14 protein-coding genes and 1 pseudogene are annotated in these 18473 nt (G+C 74.3%); 13 read left to right on the top strand and 2 right to left on the bottom strand.

Annotated elements, in window-relative coordinates; translation table 11 throughout:
* Positions 1–291 precede the first annotated feature (291 nt).
* The 7 genes from ACX9I7_RS00230 (at position 292) to ACX9I7_RS00200 (ending at position 10573) form a co-directional block, all read left to right on the top strand.
* Positions 292–1827, top strand: a complete 1536-nt coding sequence (locus tag ACX9I7_RS00230; RefSeq protein WP_387574648.1) for a serine/threonine-protein kinase — start codon at positions 292–294, stop codon at positions 1825–1827.
* A 101-nt stretch (positions 1828–1928) separates the two neighbouring features.
* Entirely contained in the window at positions 1929–3398 is a 1470-nt protein-coding gene (locus tag ACX9I7_RS00225; protein ID WP_387574645.1) for an aldehyde dehydrogenase, read from the top strand.
* The gene (locus tag ACX9I7_RS00220) at positions 3391–3639 is read left to right on the top strand and encodes a ferredoxin (protein ID WP_387574643.1); all 249 of its coding nucleotides are present in this window, start codon (positions 3391–3393) and stop codon (positions 3637–3639) included. Before ACX9I7_RS00225 ends, ACX9I7_RS00220 begins: the two co-directional genes overlap by 8 nt.
* A 215-nt stretch (positions 3640–3854) precedes the next feature.
* Positions 3855–6530 (top strand): class III lanthionine synthetase LanKC, encoded by a 2676-nt coding sequence (lanKC, locus tag ACX9I7_RS00215; protein WP_459386090.1) that lies wholly within the window; start codon positions 3855–3857, stop codon positions 6528–6530.
* 59 nt (positions 6531–6589) lie between these two features.
* Positions 6590–6715 (top strand): SapB/AmfS family lanthipeptide, encoded by a 126-nt coding sequence (locus ACX9I7_RS00210; protein WP_358633840.1) that lies wholly within the window; start codon positions 6590–6592, stop codon positions 6713–6715.
* Between the two features lie 212 nt (positions 6716–6927).
* Positions 6928–8634, top strand: coding sequence for an ABC transporter ATP-binding protein (locus tag ACX9I7_RS00205; RefSeq protein WP_459386089.1), 1707 nt, complete (start codon positions 6928–6930; stop codon positions 8632–8634).
* Positions 8635–8743: 109 nt separating this feature from the next.
* On the top strand, positions 8744–10573 hold the full coding sequence (locus ACX9I7_RS00200) for an ATP-binding cassette domain-containing protein (RefSeq protein ID WP_459386088.1): 1830 nt from the start codon (positions 8744–8746) through the stop codon (positions 10571–10573).
* Here ACX9I7_RS00200 and ACX9I7_RS00195 read toward each other — a convergent pair.
* Together ACX9I7_RS00195 and ACX9I7_RS00190 are read right to left on the bottom strand one after the other, a co-directional pair.
* A pseudogene (locus ACX9I7_RS00195) lies at positions 10499–10960 on the bottom strand (LuxR C-terminal-related transcriptional regulator); the annotation flags it as partial. The gene ACX9I7_RS00200 and the pseudogene ACX9I7_RS00195 sit on opposite strands and share 75 nt — an antisense overlap.
* Positions 10961–11252: 292 nt before the next feature.
* On the bottom strand, positions 11253–11906 hold the full coding sequence (locus ACX9I7_RS00190) for a TetR family transcriptional regulator (protein ID WP_459386386.1): 654 nt from the start codon (positions 11904–11906) through the stop codon (positions 11253–11255).
* A gap of 246 nt (positions 11907–12152) precedes the next feature.
* On the opposite strand from ACX9I7_RS00190, the gene ACX9I7_RS00185 reads away from it, so the two are divergent.
* From ACX9I7_RS00185 to ACX9I7_RS00160, 6 genes are all read left to right on the top strand, one after another.
* Positions 12153–13511 (top strand): glycosyltransferase family 4 protein, encoded by a 1359-nt coding sequence (locus ACX9I7_RS00185; protein ID WP_387574635.1) that lies wholly within the window; start codon positions 12153–12155, stop codon positions 13509–13511.
* Positions 13512–13626: 115 nt separating this feature from the next.
* Positions 13627–14361, top strand: coding sequence for a class I SAM-dependent methyltransferase (locus ACX9I7_RS00180; RefSeq protein WP_189451912.1), 735 nt, complete (start codon positions 13627–13629; stop codon positions 14359–14361).
* Entirely contained in the window at positions 14358–15440 is a 1083-nt protein-coding gene (locus ACX9I7_RS00175) for a prenyltransferase/squalene oxidase repeat-containing protein (protein WP_459386087.1), read from the top strand. Before ACX9I7_RS00180 ends, ACX9I7_RS00175 begins: the two co-directional genes overlap by 4 nt.
* A gap of 171 nt (positions 15441–15611) precedes the next feature.
* Positions 15612–16178 carry a hypothetical protein gene (locus tag ACX9I7_RS00170; protein ID WP_387574629.1) on the top strand — a complete coding sequence of 189 codons (567 nt, stop codon included), beginning with the start codon at positions 15612–15614 and terminating at the stop codon, positions 16176–16178.
* Positions 16179–16236: 58 nt separating this feature from the next.
* The gene (locus ACX9I7_RS00165; RefSeq protein ID WP_459386086.1) at positions 16237–17025 is read left to right on the top strand and encodes a maleylpyruvate isomerase family mycothiol-dependent enzyme; all 789 of its coding nucleotides are present in this window, start codon (positions 16237–16239) and stop codon (positions 17023–17025) included.
* Between the two features lie 13 nt (positions 17026–17038).
* On the top strand, positions 17039–18466 hold the full coding sequence (locus ACX9I7_RS00160) for a M1 family metallopeptidase (protein ID WP_459386085.1): 1428 nt from the start codon (positions 17039–17041) through the stop codon (positions 18464–18466).
* The last annotated feature ends 7 nt before the right edge of the window (positions 18467–18473 follow it).

Genomic DNA, 18473 nt, shown 5'->3' with positions numbered 1-18473 from the left:
CGCCCCTGCCGGGGCAGGGCGCGTCGCCGACGTGTCGCTTTGGTGGGGGGCTGAACACTTTATCCGGCTCCCGTCCGGGGACGGCTACCGCCGTCGGCGGGCGACTCCTGGGGCGGCGGGCGACAGGTGTTCGACGATGTGCCGGTCGAAGCGCGCCGGTCGAAGTACGCTGCGGGCGAGAGACCGTGGCACGTGTGGAACGGACGGGGGAAGTGCTTCGTGTCGAGGGCGGCTTTTCGGTTTTCCGAGTTATCTGCGCGCGACCCGGACAGCCTCGGGGGCTTCCGGCTGGTGGCACGGCTGGGCGAGGGCGGCATGGGGCAGGTGTTCCTGGCCTTCTCCCCGGGAGGACAGCCCGCGGCCGTGAAGGTGATCCGTGAGGAGTTCGCCAAGGACGCGGAGTTCGGACGGCGGTTCGCGCGCGAGGTGGCCGCCGCCCAGCGGGTGCGTGGTGCCCACCTCGCACCGCTGCTGGACGCCGATCCCCGCGCCGAGCGGCCGTGGCTGGCCACGGCGTACGTGGCCGGGCCGTCCCTGCGGGACCTGGTGGCCGGCCACGGGCCGCTGCCGGCCGGCGAGGTGATGCTGCTCGCCTGGGGCATCGCCCACGCCCTGGCCGACGTCCACGCCTCGAAGGTGGTGCACCGGGACCTCAAGCCCGGCAACATCATGCTGGACGAGAGCGGCCCGAAGGTCATCGACTTCGGCATCGTCAAATCCCTGACGCAGTCGGTGACGTACCGCAGCCACTCGACCCGGATCGGCACCCCGCTGTACATGTCGCCCGAGCAGGCGATGGGCCGCGCCGTCGGCGAGGCCTCCGACGTCTTCGCGCTCGGCTCAAGCCTGTACTACCTCGCCACCGGCCGGGAGGCGTTCGGCGCGGACAACGAGTGGGCCGTCGCCCATCGCATCGTCGCGGACGATCCGGACCTGTCCGACCTGGCTCCACCCCTGCGCCGCCTGGTCGCCGCCTGCCTGCGGAAGGACGGCGACCGACGCCCCACACCGGCGCTCGTGCGGGAGTGGTGCGAGGAGGAACTGGGCGACGAGCTCGGTCCTGGAGCGTGGATGGGGATCACCGGCGCCCGCGCGGCGATCAAGCAGCGTACCGGTGCGTTGCACGCCCTGGCCTCCGCGCACGCGGGCGAGGCGCCGGAGCTCCGACGCGAGGCGCCACCGACGCCGACGCGCCCCTACGAGCCGGACGTGCCGGATGTGTCTGACGAGCCGGACGAGCCGGACACCCCGAATCCGCCGGAACGAGCGCCGGGCCGAACCGGGCCCCTCGTGACGCGGCGCATCCTCGCCGCCCACTTCGCGGAGCTCCTCCTGGGGGCGGTGGCGATGGTCTGCGCGACTTTCCTGCCGATGTTCTCGGAGACCTGGACGAGGAAGTCCTCCGGCGAGCAAGCGGGGCGGGTGGAGATGTTCTTCGACTGGCGCCACCCGTGGGACGCCGTGTCGAGCGGCATTCCCGGGGTGTCCCCGGACTGGGCCGGCGTACCCATCGGCGTCTTCGGTACCGCGATCGGGCTCGTCCTCGCGGCCAGGGTCCCGGTGCAGGCGGCCAGGGAACCCGGGCTCCAGGGCTGGGACAACTGGGCACTCAAGGCGTGCCTCGGCTGGCTCCTGGTGGTCGGTTTCTTCACCCTGTTCCTGATCGGAATGATGATTTTCGGGGGGATCAGCGACGACAACCCGGCCTACACGATCCGTACCGGCTTCATGACCGGAGGATGGCTGTTGCTCGCGGCGAACGGCCTGATGTACGACGCGGTCCAGCGCACCTACGGACGCCTGCGCGCCGCGAACGGCGACGGCTGACAAGCGGCGGCCTCCCTTGCCCTCCACAAGCGGAACTGCTACGAGATCTGATGCAGCGTCAGATCCTGTGTCAGGTCAGCCGTCCGCCGGGAGGCCCCGCCATGAGCGACATCGTCGAGCACGGACAGCTCTACATCGGCGGCCGCTGGGCCGAGCCCGCCGCAGGACACGGTGGGCCGGTCATCGAGGTCGTCTCGCCCCATACCGAGGCCGTCATCGGGCGCGTCCCGCACGCCGGGCGGATCGACGTGGACCGGGCCGTCGCGGCAGCGCGGAGCTCCTTCGACTCCGGCGTGTGGTCGGGGCTGCCGCTGGCGGAACGGATCGAGGTCGTCACCCGGATCAAGGACGGCATCGCCGCCCGCCACGAGGAGCTCGCCCGGCTGATCTCCGCGCAGAACGGCTCCCCCTACTCCTGGAGCGTCCTCGCGCAGGCGCTCGGCGCGGTGCTGGTCTGGGACAGCGCCATCGCCATCGCCCGGGACTTCCCCCACGAGGAGCGGCGCGCCGGCGCCCTGGGCCCGCTGCTGGTGCGGCGGGAGCCGGTGGGCGTCGTGGCGGCCGTGGTGCCGTGGAACGTGCCGCAGTTCGTGGCGGCGGCCAAGCTCGCGCCCGCCCTGCTGGCCGGCTGCTCGGTGGTGCTCAAGCCGGCGCCGGAGACGCCCCTGGACGCGTACGTCCTCGCCGGGATCGCCACCGCGTCCGGGCTGCCGGAAGGCGTGCTGTCCATCCTCCCTGGCGGTCGGGAGACGGGCGAGTACCTCGTCGGGCACCCGGGCGTCGACAAGGTCTCCTTCACCGGATCCGTCGCGGCCGGCAAGCGCGTCATGGAGGTCGCCTCCCGCAACCTCACCCGCGTCACCCTGGAGCTGGGCGGCAAGTCCGCCGCGATCGTCCTGCCCGACGCCGACCTGGACGCCGCCGTCGCCGGCATCGTGCCCAGCGCCTGGATGAACAACGGCCAGGCATGCGTCGCCCAGACCCGCGTCCTCGCCCCCCGCGCCCACTACGCCGAGCTCGCCGAGCGCCTCGCGTCCGCCGCGTCCGCACTGGTCGTCGGCGACCCGCTCGACCCCGCCACCCAGGTCGGCCCGCTGGTCGCGCGCCGCCAGCGCGAGCGGTCGCTCGACTACATCCGGCTCGGCCGCCTCGACGGCGCCTCCGTCCTCGCCGGCGGCGGCCGCCCCGCCGGGCTCCCGACGGGCTGGTACGTCGAGCCGACCCTCTTCGGCGATGTCACCAACACCATGCGGGTCGCCCGTGAGGAGATCTTCGGGCCCGTCGTCTGCCTGCTGCCCTACGGCGACGTGGAAGAGGCGATCGCCATCGCCGACGACTCCGACTACGGGCTCTCCGGCAGCGTCTGGACCGGCGACCTCGAACGCGGCGTGGAGATCGCCCGCCGGGTGCGCACGGGCACGTACTCCGTGAACACCTTCAGTCTCGACCTGTTCGGCCCCTTCGGCGGCTACAAGGACTCCGGCCTAGGCCGGGAGGGCGGCCCCGAGGGCTACGCCGAGTACCTGGAGCAGAAGACCATCCACCTGCCGAAGGGGACGGGCGGTGGATGACCCCCGCTGGCGCGTGACCGTCGACCGGACGCGCTGCGTCGGCTCGGGCCAGTGCGCGGGGGTCGCCCCGGGGGCGTTCCGGCTGGACGCGACGACCCGGCGCTCGCACCCGGTCACGGAGGAGACCGCCCCCGCCGACGAGCTCCTCGCCGCGGCCGAGTGCTGCCCCGTGGAGGCCGTCGCCATCCGGGTGCTCGGCACGGGCGAGGCGGTGTTCCCGCCGGAGGAGCCCTGCGAGTGAGCCCCGGGCCCCCTGCGAGTGAGCCCGGGAGCCCGGGGAGCGTGCCCGCGCCTCCGGCGCGCGGCGCGCGCCCCGGTATCGGTCCTGACCTGCGTTCGCCCTGGTCCGTACATATGTTTACGCGTGCGTTCCGCACGACATGTTCGTGACAGATACGACTGTCCCGGCCCCCCGTGGCGTGGAAATCTCTTCCCGTCGCAGCTCAAGGGGGGCCGATGGAGAAGCGGTACGAGGTCTACTGCCTGGCCGACAGGCACTTCTACGAGATCCCGGACCGGCTGTCCCGCCCGGCGTCCGGTGCGGGTGGCGGCCGGGTCGAGGACGCGCTGTTCGAAACCGCGCGGCGGCCCGTGCCCGAGGGGTGGGCGAGCGGCCGCAACGGCGACTGGCTCCACCTCGCGCCCCTCGGCGCGGACGGACGGCAGCCCGCGCAGGGCTGGAAGATCCATGTGTCGGCCACGGCGGACGGCGCCGACAAGACCGCCGCCGACGTGTGGGACTACTGCGTCCCCCGGGGCGTCCCGTTCAAGTTCGTGCCCGCGCCCCACCTGCTGCACCTCCGCAACAACAAGTACGCGCCCCGCGACGGCAGCGGAAAGTTCGTCACGATCTACCCCGCCGACGAGGAGGGCCTGCACACCGTCCTCACCGACCTGGAGGGGATCCTCGGCGGGCGCCCGGGGCCGTACATCCTCACCGACCTGCGCTGGCACGACGGGCCGCTGTACGTGCGCTACGGCGCCTTCGCCCGCCGCTACTGCGTCGACGCGCGCGGCAGCCTCGTCCCCGCCATCGAGGACGCGGACGGCACGCTCGTCCCCGACCCGCGCGACCCCGCCTTTCAGGTGCCCGCGTGGGTGACCCTGCCCGCGTTCCTGGAGCCCCACCTGGCCGCCCGCAACGCGACCACCGTCGCCGATCTGCCCTACCGCATCGAGAAGGCCCTGCACTTCTCCAACGGCGGGGGCGTCTACCGGGGCACCGACACCCGCGACGGCTCGCGGGTCGTCCTCAAGGAGGCCCGCCCGCACGCCGGGCTCGCCGCCGACGGCGCCGACGCCATCGCCCGGCTGGAACGCGAGAAGGACGCCCTCGACCGGCTCGCCGGCCTCGGCGTCGCCCCCGGCGTCCGCGACTGGCTCACCATCGGCGACCACCGCTTCCTCGTCATGGACTTCGTCGAGGGCCGCCCCCTCAACTCCTTCTTCGGCGAACGCCACCCGCTGCTCGCCGCCGACCCCGACCCGGCCGCCGTCGCCGACTACACCGCCTGGGCCCTGCGGATCCACCGAGGGGTGGAACGAGCCGTCGAAGCCGTCCACTCCCGGGGCGTGGTCTTCAACGACCTCCACATGTTCAACATCATGGTCGGGCCCGACGAGGAGTCCGTCACCCTCATCGACTTCGAGGCCGCCGCGCCCGCCACCGAGGGCGGCCGGCAGATCGTCGCCCACCCCGGTTTCTTCGCCCCGCCGGACCGCACCGGCACCGACGTCGACCGCTACGCCCTCGCCTGCCTGCGGATCGCGCTGTTCCTGCCCGTCACCACGCTCTTCGTCATCGACCGGGCCAAGGCCGCGCACCTCGCCGACATCATCGCCGAGCACTTCCCCGCCGTCCCGCGGGAGTTCCTCGACGAGGCCGTCGCCGAGATCACGCGGGAGGCGTCCGGTGGTACCGCCACCACCGCCGCCGCACGGTCCGGGCCCGCGCTGGCGGGGCCCGTGTCCGCCGGGCCCGTGGCGGCCACGGTCCTCCCCCCTACGGACGACTGGCCCGCCGCCCGCGACTCCATGGTCCGCGCGATCCTCGCCTCCGCCACACCCGAGCGCGACGACCGGCTCTTCCCCGGGGACATCGCCCAGTTCTCCGAGGGCGGCGGCCTCGGCCTCGCCCACGGCGCCGCCGGCGTCCTGTACGCGCTCGCCGAGACCGGTGCCGACCGCTACGAGCAGGGCGAACGCTGGCTGCTCGCCCACACCGACCCCGGCGCGACCCCGCCCGGCACCCCGCTCGGCCTCTACGACGGACTCGCGGGCGTCGCCCACGTCCTCCACCGTCTCGGCCACACCCGGCGCGCCCTCGACCTCACCGCCACCCTCCTCGGCGAGAAGTGGCAACGCCTCACCTCCGGCCTGCGCGGCGGGCTCGCCGGCATCGGCCTCCACCTCGACGACCTGGCGCGGACGACGGGAGACCGCCACTTCCACGAACGCGCGGTGGAGGCCGCCCAGTTGCTGGCCGACCGGCTCGCCGCCGACGGCGGCGAGGCGCGGCAGCGCGCGGGGCTGATGCGCGGCGCCACCGGCTCCGCCCTCCTCTTCCTCCGGCTGTACGAACGCACCGGCGCGCCCGCCCTCCTCGATCTCGCCGGCACGGCCCTGCGCGCCGACCTCGCGCGCTGCGTCCGCACCGCCAACGGCGCCCTCGAGGTCGACGAGGGCTGGCGGACCATGCCCTACCTCGGCGACGGCAGCGTCGGCATCGGCGTCGTCCTGGACGACTACCTCGCCCACGTCCCCGACCCGGACGAGGACCTCACCGAGGCCCGCGCCGCGATCCTGACCGCCGCCCGGTCCCGCTTCTACGCCCACCCCGGCCTCTTCCAGGGGCGCGCCGGAATGATCTGGCACCTCGGCCGCACGACGACACCGGGGCTCGCTCCGGCCGACCTGGCCGCCCAAGTGGCCGCCCTGGGCTGGTACGGCATCCCCTACCAGGGCGAACTCGCCTTCCCGGGCCACCAGATGATGCGGCTGTCGATGGACCTCGCCACGGGCACGGCGGGCTGTCTGTTCGCGCTCGGCTCCCTCCGGGGCGACGCCGGGCTGCCCTTCCTCCCGCCCCCACGGGGGCCCCAGAGCCGGCTCCACCACGTCGTGGAGTCGTGACCAACCGTTCCACCTGTTCCAACCGTTCCACTTCCGTCCCCATGAAAGGAATCAGAACCATGGCGCTTCTCGACCTGCAGAACATGGAGTCCGACAGCCACGACGGTGGCCACGGCGGCGGCGGGCAGAGCACGGTCAGCCTGCTCTCGTGCATCAGCGCGGCCAGCGTGCTGCTGTGCCTGTGACGACTCACGCTCGCGGGTGACCGCTCAGGGTGGGCCCTCCCCGAAGGGAGGGCCCACCCGGGCCGCGGGGGCCGGGGCGGCAGCCCCGGGAAACGGTGAAAGGGCGGGACCGGGGCACTGCTCCGCCGCCACGGCGCCCGGCCACCGCCTGCCGGTCCGGCGGTGCCGAACCCGCCCCCGGTACAAGGCACCACCGACGCGAGGACGACCGCATGATCCTGACGGCCCCGGAAACCGGCCAACGCGGCGGCGACCGCCTCCTCGCCACCACCCTCCGCGCCGCCGCCCCCCGCACCGCCGCCCTCGTCCTGATCGCCACCGCGAGCACGGGCGCGGCCCTGCTGCTGCCCGCCGTGCTCGGGCACACCCTCGACCTGCTGCTGAAGGGGCAAGCGACCCACCGCTGGGTGGCCCTCTGCGCCGCCCTCGTCTGCGTCCCCGCCGTCCTCGACGCGCTCGGCGAGTACCTCAACGCCACCACCACCGCCCGCACCACCGCCCGGCTGCGCCGCACCGCGCTCGGTCACGTCCTCGCGGCGGGCCCCCGGGCCACGGCCCGGATGACGCCGGGCGACCTCGTCGCCCGGCTCGTCGGCAACGCCGCGCAGGCCGGGACGGCCCCGACGACCGTCGCCGGTACCGTCACCGCCGTCGTCGGCCCGATCGGCGGCATCGTCGCGCTCGCCCTCCTCGACCCGTGGCTCGCCCTCGTGTTCCTCGCGGGCGCGCCGCTGCTCGCGCTGCTGCTCCGGGCGTTCACCCGCGCATCCACCGACAGCCTCGCCGGCTACCAGCGCCTGCAGGGCGAGCTCGCCGGGAGGCTGATGGAGGCCGTCGGCGGCGCCCGGACCATCGCGGCCGCCGGCACGGCCGCCCGCGAACGGGACCGCGTCCTCGAACCCCTCCCCGGCCTCTCCCTCCACGGCCACCGCATGTGGCGGGTCCAGGGCCGCTCCTCCGCCCAGGCGACGGCCCTGGTGCCGCTGCTCCAGATCGCCGTCCTCGCCGTCGCCGGACTGGAGCTGTCGCGGGGCAGGCTGACCGTCGGCGAGCTGTTGGCGGCGTCCCGCTACGCGGTCCTCGCGACGGGCGTCGGCATGCTCGTCGGGCACCTGGGGGCACTGGTCCACGGACGTACCGCCGCGCGCCGCCTGGCCGAGGTCCACGCCCTGCCGCCGACCGTCCACGGCACCCGGCGGCTGCCCGCCGACGGCGACGGCACGCTGCGGCTGCGCGGCGTCGCCGCCGAGCGCGGCGGGCGGACGGTGCTGCGCGGGGTGGACCTCGTCGTACCGGGCGGCTCGACGACGGCCGTCGTCGGCCGCTCCGGCACGGGCAAGTCCGTCCTCGCCGAACTGGCCGGCCGTCTCGCCGACCCCGACGCGGGCGAGATCACCCTCGACGGGGTCCCGCTGCGCGAGCTCGCCCACGACGAACTGCGCCGCCAGGTCGGCTACGCCTTCGCCCGCCCGGCGCTGCTCGGCGGCACGATCGGCGGGACGCTCGCCTTCGGCTCGTTCGCGCCCCCGCCCGAGGCCGTCGTCGACGCCGCCCGCGCGGCGTGCGCGGACGACTTCGTACGGCGGCTGCCGGACGGCTACGACACCGCGTGCGCGGCCGCGCCCCTCTCCGGCGGCGAGGCCCAACGCCTCGGCCTCGCCCGCGCCTTCGCCCACGCGGGCCGGCTGCTGATCCTGGACGACGCCACGTCCAGCCTCGACTCGGTCACGGAGGCACGGGTGGCCGACGCGCTGCTGCACGACGTCGCCGCCCGCACCCGGCTGATCGTCGCCCACCGGCTCGCGACGGCGGAACGGGCCGACCGCGTCGCCTGGCTGGACGGGGGCCGCGTACGGGCCGTCGGCCCGCACACGGAGCTCTGGCGCCTGCCGGGGTACCGGGCGGTGTTCGAGGGGTGACAGGGCTCCTCGCGGGGGCCGGGGCTTCGCCCCGGGAAACGGTGAAAGGGCGGGACAGGGGCCTCTTCCCCGCCGCAACGGCGCGCAACCGAATCGGAGGTGTACGGCGGTGCCGAACCACCCGCTCCTGACCCACCTGTCACGCCACCGCCGCGTCCTCGCGGCCCTCGCCGCCTGGTCCGCCGTCGAGGCCGCCCACACCCTCACCACCGGCTACGCCCTCGCCCGCGCCCTCGACACCGGCTTCCTGGCCGGTCGCCCGGCCACCGGCCTGCTCTGGCTCGCGGCCGCCGCGGTCGCCGTCGTCGTCGGCGCCTATGGCACCGGGCGGACCTTCCGGGGCGTGGCCGCGCTCGTCGAGCCCTTCCGGGACGCGCTCGTCCGCCGCGTCGTGACCCGCGCGCTGGACGACGGCGACGCCGCCGCCGTCTCCCGGCTCACCCACCAAGTGGAGATCGCCCGCGACACGTTCGCCGGCCTGGTGATGGTGACGCGCTCGTTCGTCTTCACGGCCGCCGGCGCCCTGGTGGGCCTGTTCCTGCTCGCGCCCGTCCTCCTCGCCGTCGTGGTACCGCCGCTCCTCCTCGGCCTCGGGCTGTTCCTCGCGACCCTGCGGCCGCTGGCCCGCCGCCAGGAGGCGTTCCTGGTAGCCGACGAGGCGCTGGCGCAGTCGTTCGGCGAGGCGTGCGCGGGCCTGCGCGACATCGCCGCGGGCGGCGGCGAGGCACGCGTACGAACGGACACGGGCGCGCTCGTCGACGCCGAGCTCCGCGCCTCGACCGCGCTCGCCCGCTGGTCCGTGGCGAGGGCGGCGGCCCTGGCCCTCGCGGGCCGCTTCCCCGTCGTGCCGCTGCTCGTCGCGACGCCCTGGCTGCTGGACCACGGGGTGACCCCGGGCGCCCTCGTCGGCGCGCTGGCGTACCTGACGCAGTCGCTGCTGCCCGCGCTCCAGAGCCTCATCCACGGGCTGGGCACGAGCGGTTCACGGCTGGCGGTGGTCGTCCGGAGGCTGACGGCGGCGGCCCCGGAGCCGACATCCACCACTGCTCCAGGGCCCACCACCGACCCCGCCGCCCCCGCCGTCGAACTGCGCCGCGTCACCTTCGGCTACGGCGCCCACGCCGAGCCCGTCGTCCGCGACCTCGACCTCACCCTCGCGCCCGGCACGCGGCTGGTCGTCGTCGGGCCGAGCGGCGTGGGCAAGTCCACGCTGGCGGGGCTGATCGCGGGGCTGCTGGAACCGTCGTCCGGCGAGGTGCGGGTAGGCGGCGCGGCGGCGCGCGCCGAGGGGGCGGCGGCGCGGCGCGTACTCATCCCGCAGGAGGCGTACGTCTTCTCCGGCACCGTCGGCGACAACCTGCGCTACCTGCGCGACGACCCCGTCGGCGAGCGCGAGGTGCTGGCCGCCGCCGAGGCGATCGGCGCGGACGCGCTCGTCCGGCGGCTGGGCGGGCTGGACGCACCCGTGACGCCGGACGAGCTCTCGGCGGGGGAGCGGCAACTGATCGCGCTGGTCCGCGCGTACCTCTCGCCGGCCCCCGTGGCGCTGCTGGACGAGGCGGCCTGCCACCTGGACCCCGCCGCCGAGGCGCGCGCCGAGGGCGCCTTCGCGGCGCGCCCCGGCGGCACCCTCGTGGTCGTCGCGCACCGCGCGGGCTCGGCCCGGCGCGCGGATCGCGTGCTGGTCATGGACGGTCCCGGTACGGTCGCAGGCACGCACCGGGAGCTCATGGCGCGTTCGGCGTCGTACCGGGAGCTGATGGGCGGGGGGCGGCGTTCCTCACACCCAGCCGGCGCCGCGCGAGATGCGGATCGCGTCCACCCGGTTGCGGGCCCCGGTCTTCCGGGTGATGGCGGCCATGTAGTTGCGCACGGTTCCGTTCGACAGGTGGAGGCTGCGCGCGATCTCGCCGACGGAGGCGCCCTCGGCGGCGAGTGAGAGCACGCTCAGCTCCCGCCGGGTCAGGGGGATCTCGGCCGCCTGGAGGAAGCCGAAGCCGAGCGTCTCGTCGATGTAGCGCTCGCCCTTCGCGACATGCCGTATGCCTTCGACCAGCCGGTCAGGAGAAGCGTTTTTGCTGAGGTAGCCCAGGGCGCCGGCCTCATAGGCACGACGCAGCGGGCCGGGGCGTCCGGTGGTCGTCAGCGCCAGCAGGGCGGGCCGGCCGACGGCCCGTTCGCCGCCGTCGCCTTCCGGACATCGCCCGCCCCCGGTCCGTCCGTCCCCAGCCCGGACCTCCCCGTTCCGTCCGTCCCCCGCCCGGACGTTCCCCGGCCGGGTGTCCGCCCGCAGGTTCACGCACTCGACCGCGTCCGGGCTGTCCATGTCGGCCACGCACACATCGGGCCGGGTCGTCCGGGCCGCGGTGGCCGCGCCCCGCCAGGAGGTAGAGAACACGTCCAGGTCCGGTTCTCTGCCGAGGAGTGCCGCCAGTGCCATGCGCAGCAGATAGGTGTCGTGTATCAGAAGGACCCGTATCACGGTCTGCCTCTCCCGCTCCGTGTGGCGAAACGCCTCGGACACGCCAGTAAATTCATACCGGCGCGAGCCATCGCTCCGGGTGCAGTTACCCGCTACCCGGGGGGCGTAAGGGCGTAGGGGGCAGGTCGGGTCCGCCTCAACTCCGGTCGCTGTACGCCTGGCGCGACGACTCCGGGCCGATGAGGCGGCAGACCGTCTCGATGTCGATCCTCACCTGCGCGATGGACGCCCGCCCCGACAGCCAGGTGATCAGCGCCGAGTGCCAGGTGTGCTCGATGACGCGGACGGCCGACAGCTGGGCCGGGGTGGGCGGGCCCGCCGGGCCCATGGCGTCCAGGATGATGGTGGTGGTCAGCCGGGAGACCGTGTCCACCTCGGCGCTCACCGACCGGTCGGCGAAGGTCAGGGCGCGCACCATGGCGTCGGCCAGATGCGGTTCGCGCTGCATCGCGCGGAACGCCCGCATCAGGGTCTGGGCGACGCGCGCGGCCGGGTCGTCCTCCGTCGGGGGGCGCTCGCGCAGCGCGGCGTGGAGCTGCTCCAGCTGGTCGCGCATGGTGGCGACCAGCAGATGGACCTTGGACGGGAAGTAGCGGTAGAGCGTGCCGAGGGCGACGCCCGAGGACTCGGCGACCTCCCGCATCTGGACGGCGTCGAAGCCGCCGCGGCTCGCCAGCCGGGTGGTGGCCTGGAGGATCCGGCGGCGCCGGGCCTCCTGACGCGCGGTCAGGGCGGGGGCGGACACGAGGGGCGGCACGGCCGACGTGGATTCCGTCGTCCTGGATTCCATCGTCATATGTCCCGTTTCATCGTGTCGTGCAACACTCCGTCCGGCGGCACCCGGGGGCCTTGCCGGGGGGCCTTGGACGGCACAGCATGACAGGGGTCGGGTCGTGGCGCGAATCACCCGGCGACGCTCTTTCGGTCCCCTGACATCCCGGTAGATTCAAGCTTCTGACGACCCAGTCTGAAACTTGTTCTAGATTAGCGCGACCCGTTACGCTCCGGCGGAACAGCCAGCGAGAAGGAGGCCGGAGTGACCGCTGAGGCCACGGAGGCATCGGTCACGCGAGCCCGCAGCAGCCTCCCGGCCGGGGGCGACCCCGCGCGTGGCGATTCGCCGCTGCGCATCGCGATGCTCACCTACAAGGGCAACCCCTTCTGCGGCGGCCAGGGCGTCTACGTCCGCCACCTCTCCCGCGAGCTCGCCCGCCTCGGCCACTCCGTCGAGGTCATCGGCGCCCAGCCCTACCCCGTCCTCGACGGGGGCGTGCCGCTCACCGAGCTCCCCAGCCTCGACCTCTACCGGCAGCCGGACCCCTTCCGCACCCCGCGCCGCGAGGAGTACCGCGACTGGATCGACCTCCTGGAGGTCGGCACCATGTGGGCCGGGCGCTTCCCCGAGCCGCTGACGTTCTCGCTGCGCGCCCGCCGCCATCTCGCCGCCCGGCGCGGCGACTTCGACGTCGTCCACGACAACCAGACCCTCGGCTACGGGCTCCTGGGCGGCCCCGGCGCCATCGGCGCGCCGCTCGTCACCACCGTCCACCACCCCATCACCGTCGACCGGCAGCTGGAGCTGGACGCCGCGAAGGACTGGAAGCGCCGGGCGTCCGTACGCCGCTGGTACGCGTTCACCCGCATGCAGAAACGTGTCGCCAGGCGGCTGCCGTCCGTGCTGACCGTCTCCGGCTCCTCCCGCCAGGAGATCGTCGACCACCTCGGGGTGCGCCGGGAGCGGGTCCACGTCGTCCACATCGGCGCCGACACCGATCTCTTCTCGCCGGATCCGTCCGTCGCCGAGGTGCCGGGGCGGATCGTCACCACCTCGAGCGCGGACGTCCCGCTCAAGGGCCTGATCCACCTGATCGACGCGCTCGCCCCGGTCCGCGCCCGGCACCCGGACGCCCACCTGGTCGTCGTCGGCAAGCGCGCCGAGGACGGGCCGGTGGCCGCCGCGATCCGCCGCCACGGCCTGGAGAACGCGGTGGAGTTCGTCAAGGGCATCACGGACGAGGAGCTCGTCGACCTCGTCCGCTCGGCGCAGGTCGCGTGCGTGCCGTCGCTGTACGAGGGGTTCTCGCTGCCGGCCGCCGAGGCCATGGCCACGGGCACCCCGCTGGTGGCCACGACCGGGGGAGCGATCCCCGAGGTCGCCGGGCCCGACGGCGAGACGTGCCTGGCGGTACCGCCGGGCGACGCGGACGCGCTGGCCGCCGGGCTCTCCCGGCTCCTCGGCGACGCGGACCTGCGGCGGCGCCTGGGGGCGGCGGGCCGGGAACGCGTCCTGGCCAGGTTCACCTGGCGGCAGGCGGCGATCGGGACGGCCGAGCACTATCGCGCGGCGATCGCGCGGGCCGGAGCGACGCCGGGCCGGTCGGGCACCGCCGGATGACGCCGGCGGGGGCCGGCCGGCGCCGCGGCGGTGGGGGCACCCGTCCCGCCGCGACGGCGCCCAACCACCGTCAACGAGCCCGGCGGTGCCGAATCCACGAGAAAGTGAACACTCCGTGCTGACCGTCGATTTCTCCCGCTTCCCGCTCGCCGCGGGCGACCGCGTCCTCGACCTCGGCTGCGGCGCCGGCCGCCACGCCTTCGAGTGCTACCGGCGCGGCGCCCGGGTCGTCGCCCTCGACCGCAACGCGGACGAGATCCGTGAGGTCGCCAAGTGGTTCGCCGCCATGAAGGAGGCGGGGGAGGCCCCCGAGGGCGCCACCGCCACCGCCATGGAGGGCGACGCCCTCGCGCTGCCCTTCCCCGACGCGAGCTTCGACGTCGTCATCATCTCCGAGGTCATGGAGCACATCCCGGACGACAAGGGCGTGCTCGCCGAGATGGTGCGCGTCCTCAAGCCCGGCGGCCGGATAGCCGTCACCGTGCCCCGCTACGGCCCGGAGAAGATCTGCTGGGCGCTCAGCGACGCGTACCACGAGGTCGAGGGCGGCCACATCCGCATCTACAAGGCCGACGAACTCCTCCGCAAGATGACCGAGGCCGGCCTCAAGCCCTACGGCACCCACCACGCCCACGGCCTCCACAGCCCCTACTGGTGGCTCAAGTGCGCCTTCGGCGTCGACAACGACAAGGTGCTGCCCGTCCGCGCGTACCACAAGCTGCTGGTCTGGGACATCATGAAGAAGCCCGCCGCCACGCGCGTCGCCGAGCAGCTGCTCAACCCCGTCATCGGCAAGAGCTTCGTCGCCTACGCGACCAAGCCGCACCTGCCCGAGGGCGCCGCCAAGTGACCGCCTTCAGCGGCCCCGGCCGCACCGAACGCCTCGTCCTGCCGGGCGTCCTGACCGCCGAGGAGGCGGCCGGCACCGTCGCCGGCATCGCCGCCGTCCAGCGCCCGGACGGCGCCATACCGTGGTTCACCGGCCACCACCTCGACCCCTGGGACCACGTCGAGGCCGCCATGGCCCTGGACGCCGCGGGCGAGCGCCGCCGCGCCGAGGCCGCCTACCGCTGGCTCGCCGACCACCAGAACCCCGACGGCTCCTGGTACGCCGCCTACGCCGACGGCGACGCCGCACGGCCCGCCGACCGCTCCCGCGAGACGAACTTCGTCGCCTACGTCGCCGTCGGCGTCTGGCACCACTACCTCTCCACCGGCGACGACGCCTTCCTCGACCGCATGTGGCCGACCGTCTTCGCCGCCGTCGAGTTCGTCCTCCGGCTCCAGCAGCCGGGCGGCCAGATCGGCTGGAAGCGGGAGGACGACGGCACGGACGTCACCGACGCCCTGCTCACCGGCTGCTCCTCCATCCACCAGGCGCTGCGCTGCGCGCTGGCCATCGCCGAGCACCGCGAGGAGCCGCAGCCGGACTGGGAGCTGGCCGCCGGCCTCCTGGCCCACGCCATACGCCACCACCCGGAGCGCTTCCTCGACAAGAGCCGCTACTCCATGGACTGGTACTACCCGGTCCTCGGCGGCGCCCTGACCGGCCCGGCGGCCAAGGAGCGCATCGAGGAGCGCTGGGACGACTTCGTCGTCCCCGGCCTCGGTGTCCGCTGCGTCGTCCCCAACCCCTGGGTCACCGGCGGCGAGAGCTGCGAACTGGCGCTGGCCCTGTGGGCGATGGGCGAGTCCGACCGGGCCGTCGACATCCTCCAGTGGATCCAGCACCTGCGCGCCGAGGACGGCATGTACTGGACGGGCTACGTCTTCGACGACAAGGCCGTCTGGCCCGAGGAACGCACGACGTGGACGGCCGGCTCCCTGCTGCTCGCCGTCGCCGCCCTCGGCGGCGACGAGGCGACGACGGCGGTCTTCGGCGGCGAGCGCCTGCCGTCCGGCCTGGAGCCCGACTGCTGCGACGGCTGACGCCCCGACGGGCCCGGCGTCCGAGACGGGCCCGCTCGGCGTGGCTGACGAAAACGTCGACGCGGGCGGGCCGGCGTGGAGGAGAGCGCTGTCGGCACCGGTCGGAGCGAACCGGTGGCGGAACCGGACGCGGTGGGCGAACCTGAGAGGGACCACCCCCGGGAGGTATCCGTGTCTCAGCGCGCCCGCCGGGCGGCCGTCGCCCTGCTCCTGGCCTGCGGCCTGCTCCTCACGGGCACGGCCTGCGGCGGTGGCAAGACCGCGAAGAGCGGGACGCAGGGCGGCGAGCCCGGTCCCACCGCCACCGGATCGGCGGAACGCCAGCGGTTCGCCAAGACCCGCTTCGTCACCAACGCGGGCCTCGCCGCCGGCGCCACCTACCAGTGGATCGTCAAGCCCTTCCGCAACGGCGCCTTCAAGAAGGGCGCCGACGGCCGCACCGGCTCGCTGGTCAAGGCGGGCCTGGCCGGTACGTTCGCGTACAACCGGCTCAAGGCCGCCGTCAACAACGCCAAGGGCGATCCGACGCTCAGCAAGGCTCTGGCCCCGGTGACCGCCGGCATCGAGTCCCTCAAGGGGCTGGGGACCAAACTCCGCAAGGGCGAGGCCGGGGACGCCGACATCAACGACTTCGACAAGGTCGTCACGAGCGTCAAGGACGCGGGCAAAAGCGCGGGCGCCCCGGTCACCGACAAGGTGCCGTCGTTCTCCGACGTGCAGAAGGGCGGAGGGAGCTGACGCCCGAACGGGCCCACGCGCCCTGTGCGTTGTCGTACCCCCGCCCTAAAGTGGCGCCATGACCCTTTTGAGCCATGACCGTTACTGTTCGGAGATCCTCGCCCAGACCGACCGGACGCGCGCCGTCCTGCGCGGCGTCCCCGTCGATACCGTCGTGCCCACCTGCCCCGACTGGACCGTCGCCCAACTGGCGCGGCACCTCGGCCACGCCCACCGCTGGGCGGCGGGGCTGGTGCGCGAGCGGATCGTCGACTTCACCCCGGACCCGTCCCTCGATTCCACCGCCGGGGCCGAGGAGCTGGACGCCGCCGGGCTCGACGCGTGGCTGGCCGAGGGGGCCGAGGAAGTGGTCGCGGCGCTGCGGGAGGCGGGGCCGGACGTTCCGGTGTGGACGTTCGGGCGGGAGCGGACGTCGGGCTTCTGGGCCCGCCGGATGACGCACGAGACGGTGATGCACCGCGCCGACGCCGCCTCCGCCGCCGGCGCCCCGTTCACGATCGAGCAGGACGTCGCCGCGGACACCGTCGACGAGTGGCTGGGCATCATCACGTCGCCGCTGGCGATGGCCTGGAAGCCGCAGCTCAAGGAGCTCCTGGGGGAGGGGCGCACCCTCCACCTCCACGCCACGGACACCCCGCCCGAGCTGAACGCCGAGTGGTTCATCGACGCGAGCGGCGAGAGCGTCGAGTGGCGCCGGGCGCACGAGAAGGCGGCCGTGGCCGTCCGGGGCCCGCTGACGGAGGTCCTGCGCGTGTTCTACCGGCGGCTCCCGGCCGACACCGGCCTGGTGGAGGTCGTCGGCGACCGCGCGGTGCTGGAGCACTGGCTGGAGCGGGCCTCCTTCTGATGAAGGGCCGTCGATGAAGGTGAGGACACGGCGGCGGCCCGTCGTGTCCGCCCTGCTGGCGCTCCTGGCCGCCACCGCGTGCGTCGGCGGTGGCGGCGGCCACGGCCCCCGCCCCGGCGCGGCCGGCGTGGGCGACCCCCTCTTCCCCCGCCTCGGCAACGGCGGCTACCACGTCCGCCACTACGGACTCACTCTCGACTACGACCCCGGCACCCGCCGCCTCGCGGCCACCGCCGTCATCAGCGCCCGTGCCACCCAGGACCTCTCCTCCTTCGACCTCGACCTCAAGGGCCTGACCGTCCGCGCCGCCCGCGTCGACGGAAAACCGGCCCGGACGCACCGCGCCGGCGGCGAACTGACGGTGCGCCCGGCCGCGCCGCTGCGGAAGGACGCCGCCTTCGAGACGGTCGTCGAGTACGCCGGTCGGCCGGAGGAGATCACGGACGCGGACGGCTCGATCGAGGGCTGGGTCCGCTCGGCGTCGGTCGACGGCGCGGTCGCCCTCGGCGAGCCGGCGGGCTCGACGGCCTGGTTCCCCGGCAATCACCACCCCTCCGACAAGGCCGCCTACGACATCACCGTCACCGTCCCCGACGGCTACACCGCCGTCGCCAACGGCGAGCTCGTCCGGACGGAGCACGAGCCCGGCGGCCGGACCGCCTTCGTCTGGCACAGCGGGGAGCCCCTGGCGAGCTATCTGGCGACCGTCGCCGTCGGCCGGTTCACCGTGACGACCGGCAGGACGCCGCACGGGCTGCCCTACTACATCGCCGCCGCCCCCGAGGAGGCCGCGGCCGCGCCGGACATGGTGAAGCTGCTGCCCGAGGTCGTCGAGTGGGAGAGCGGGCTGTTCGGCCCGTACCCCTTCTCCTCGACGGGCGGGGTCGTCGACCACAACGCCCGGGTCGGCTACGCCCTGGAGACCCAGCCCAAGCCGTACTACCAGGGCGCCCCCGGCGCCACCACGATCGTCCACGAGCTGGCCCACCAGTGGTTCGGCAACGCGGTCACCCCGAGCACCTGGCGGGACGTCTGGCTCAACGAGGGCTTCGCCACCTACGCCGAATGGCTGTGGGAGGAGAAGCGGGGCGGCCGTACGACGCGGGAGATCTTCACCGACTACTACGACGGCCGGGACCCGAACAGCAAGGGTCCCGGCGGCACGACCATCTGGGACTTCCCGCCCGACTCGCCCACCCCGCGGAACCTCACCGACCCGCCCGTCTACGGCCGGGGCGCGATGGCGCTCCAGAAGCTCCGGGAGGCGGTCGGCGACCGCGAGTTCTTCGGCATCCTCCGCGCCTGGGTCCGGGAACACCGCTACGGGAACGCCGACACGAAGGCGTTCGTCCGGCTCTGCGAGAGCCGGACGGGCAAGGATCTGGGCGGTCTCTTCGACACCTGGCTCCACAAGGAGGGCAGACCCGCGCTGACCGGGTAGGCCGTCG

The organism is Streptomyces sp. L500 (assembly GCF_054551825.1).
The sequence above is the reverse complement of the archived record's forward strand: the minus strand, read 5'-3'. Positions and strand labels throughout refer to the sequence as shown.

Coding starts and splice junctions, on each gene's coding strand:
- ACX9I7_RS00190 (WP_459386386.1), bottom strand. CDS start 11,906: ATGGAATCCAGGACGACGGAATCCACGTCGGCCGTGCCGCCCCTCGTG.
- ACX9I7_RS00160 (WP_459386085.1), top strand. CDS start 17,039: ATGAAGGTGAGGACACGGCGGCGGCCCGTCGTGTCCGCCCTGCTGGCG.
- lanKC (WP_459386090.1), top strand. CDS start 3,855: ATGGAGAAGCGGTACGAGGTCTACTGCCTGGCCGACAGGCACTTCTAC.
- ACX9I7_RS00205 (WP_459386089.1), top strand. CDS start 6,928: ATGATCCTGACGGCCCCGGAAACCGGCCAACGCGGCGGCGACCGCCTC.
- ACX9I7_RS00225 (WP_387574645.1), top strand. CDS start 1,929: ATGAGCGACATCGTCGAGCACGGACAGCTCTACATCGGCGGCCGCTGG.
- ACX9I7_RS00165 (WP_459386086.1), top strand. CDS start 16,237: ATGACCCTTTTGAGCCATGACCGTTACTGTTCGGAGATCCTCGCCCAG.
- ACX9I7_RS00210 (WP_358633840.1), top strand. CDS start 6,590: ATGGCGCTTCTCGACCTGCAGAACATGGAGTCCGACAGCCACGACGGT.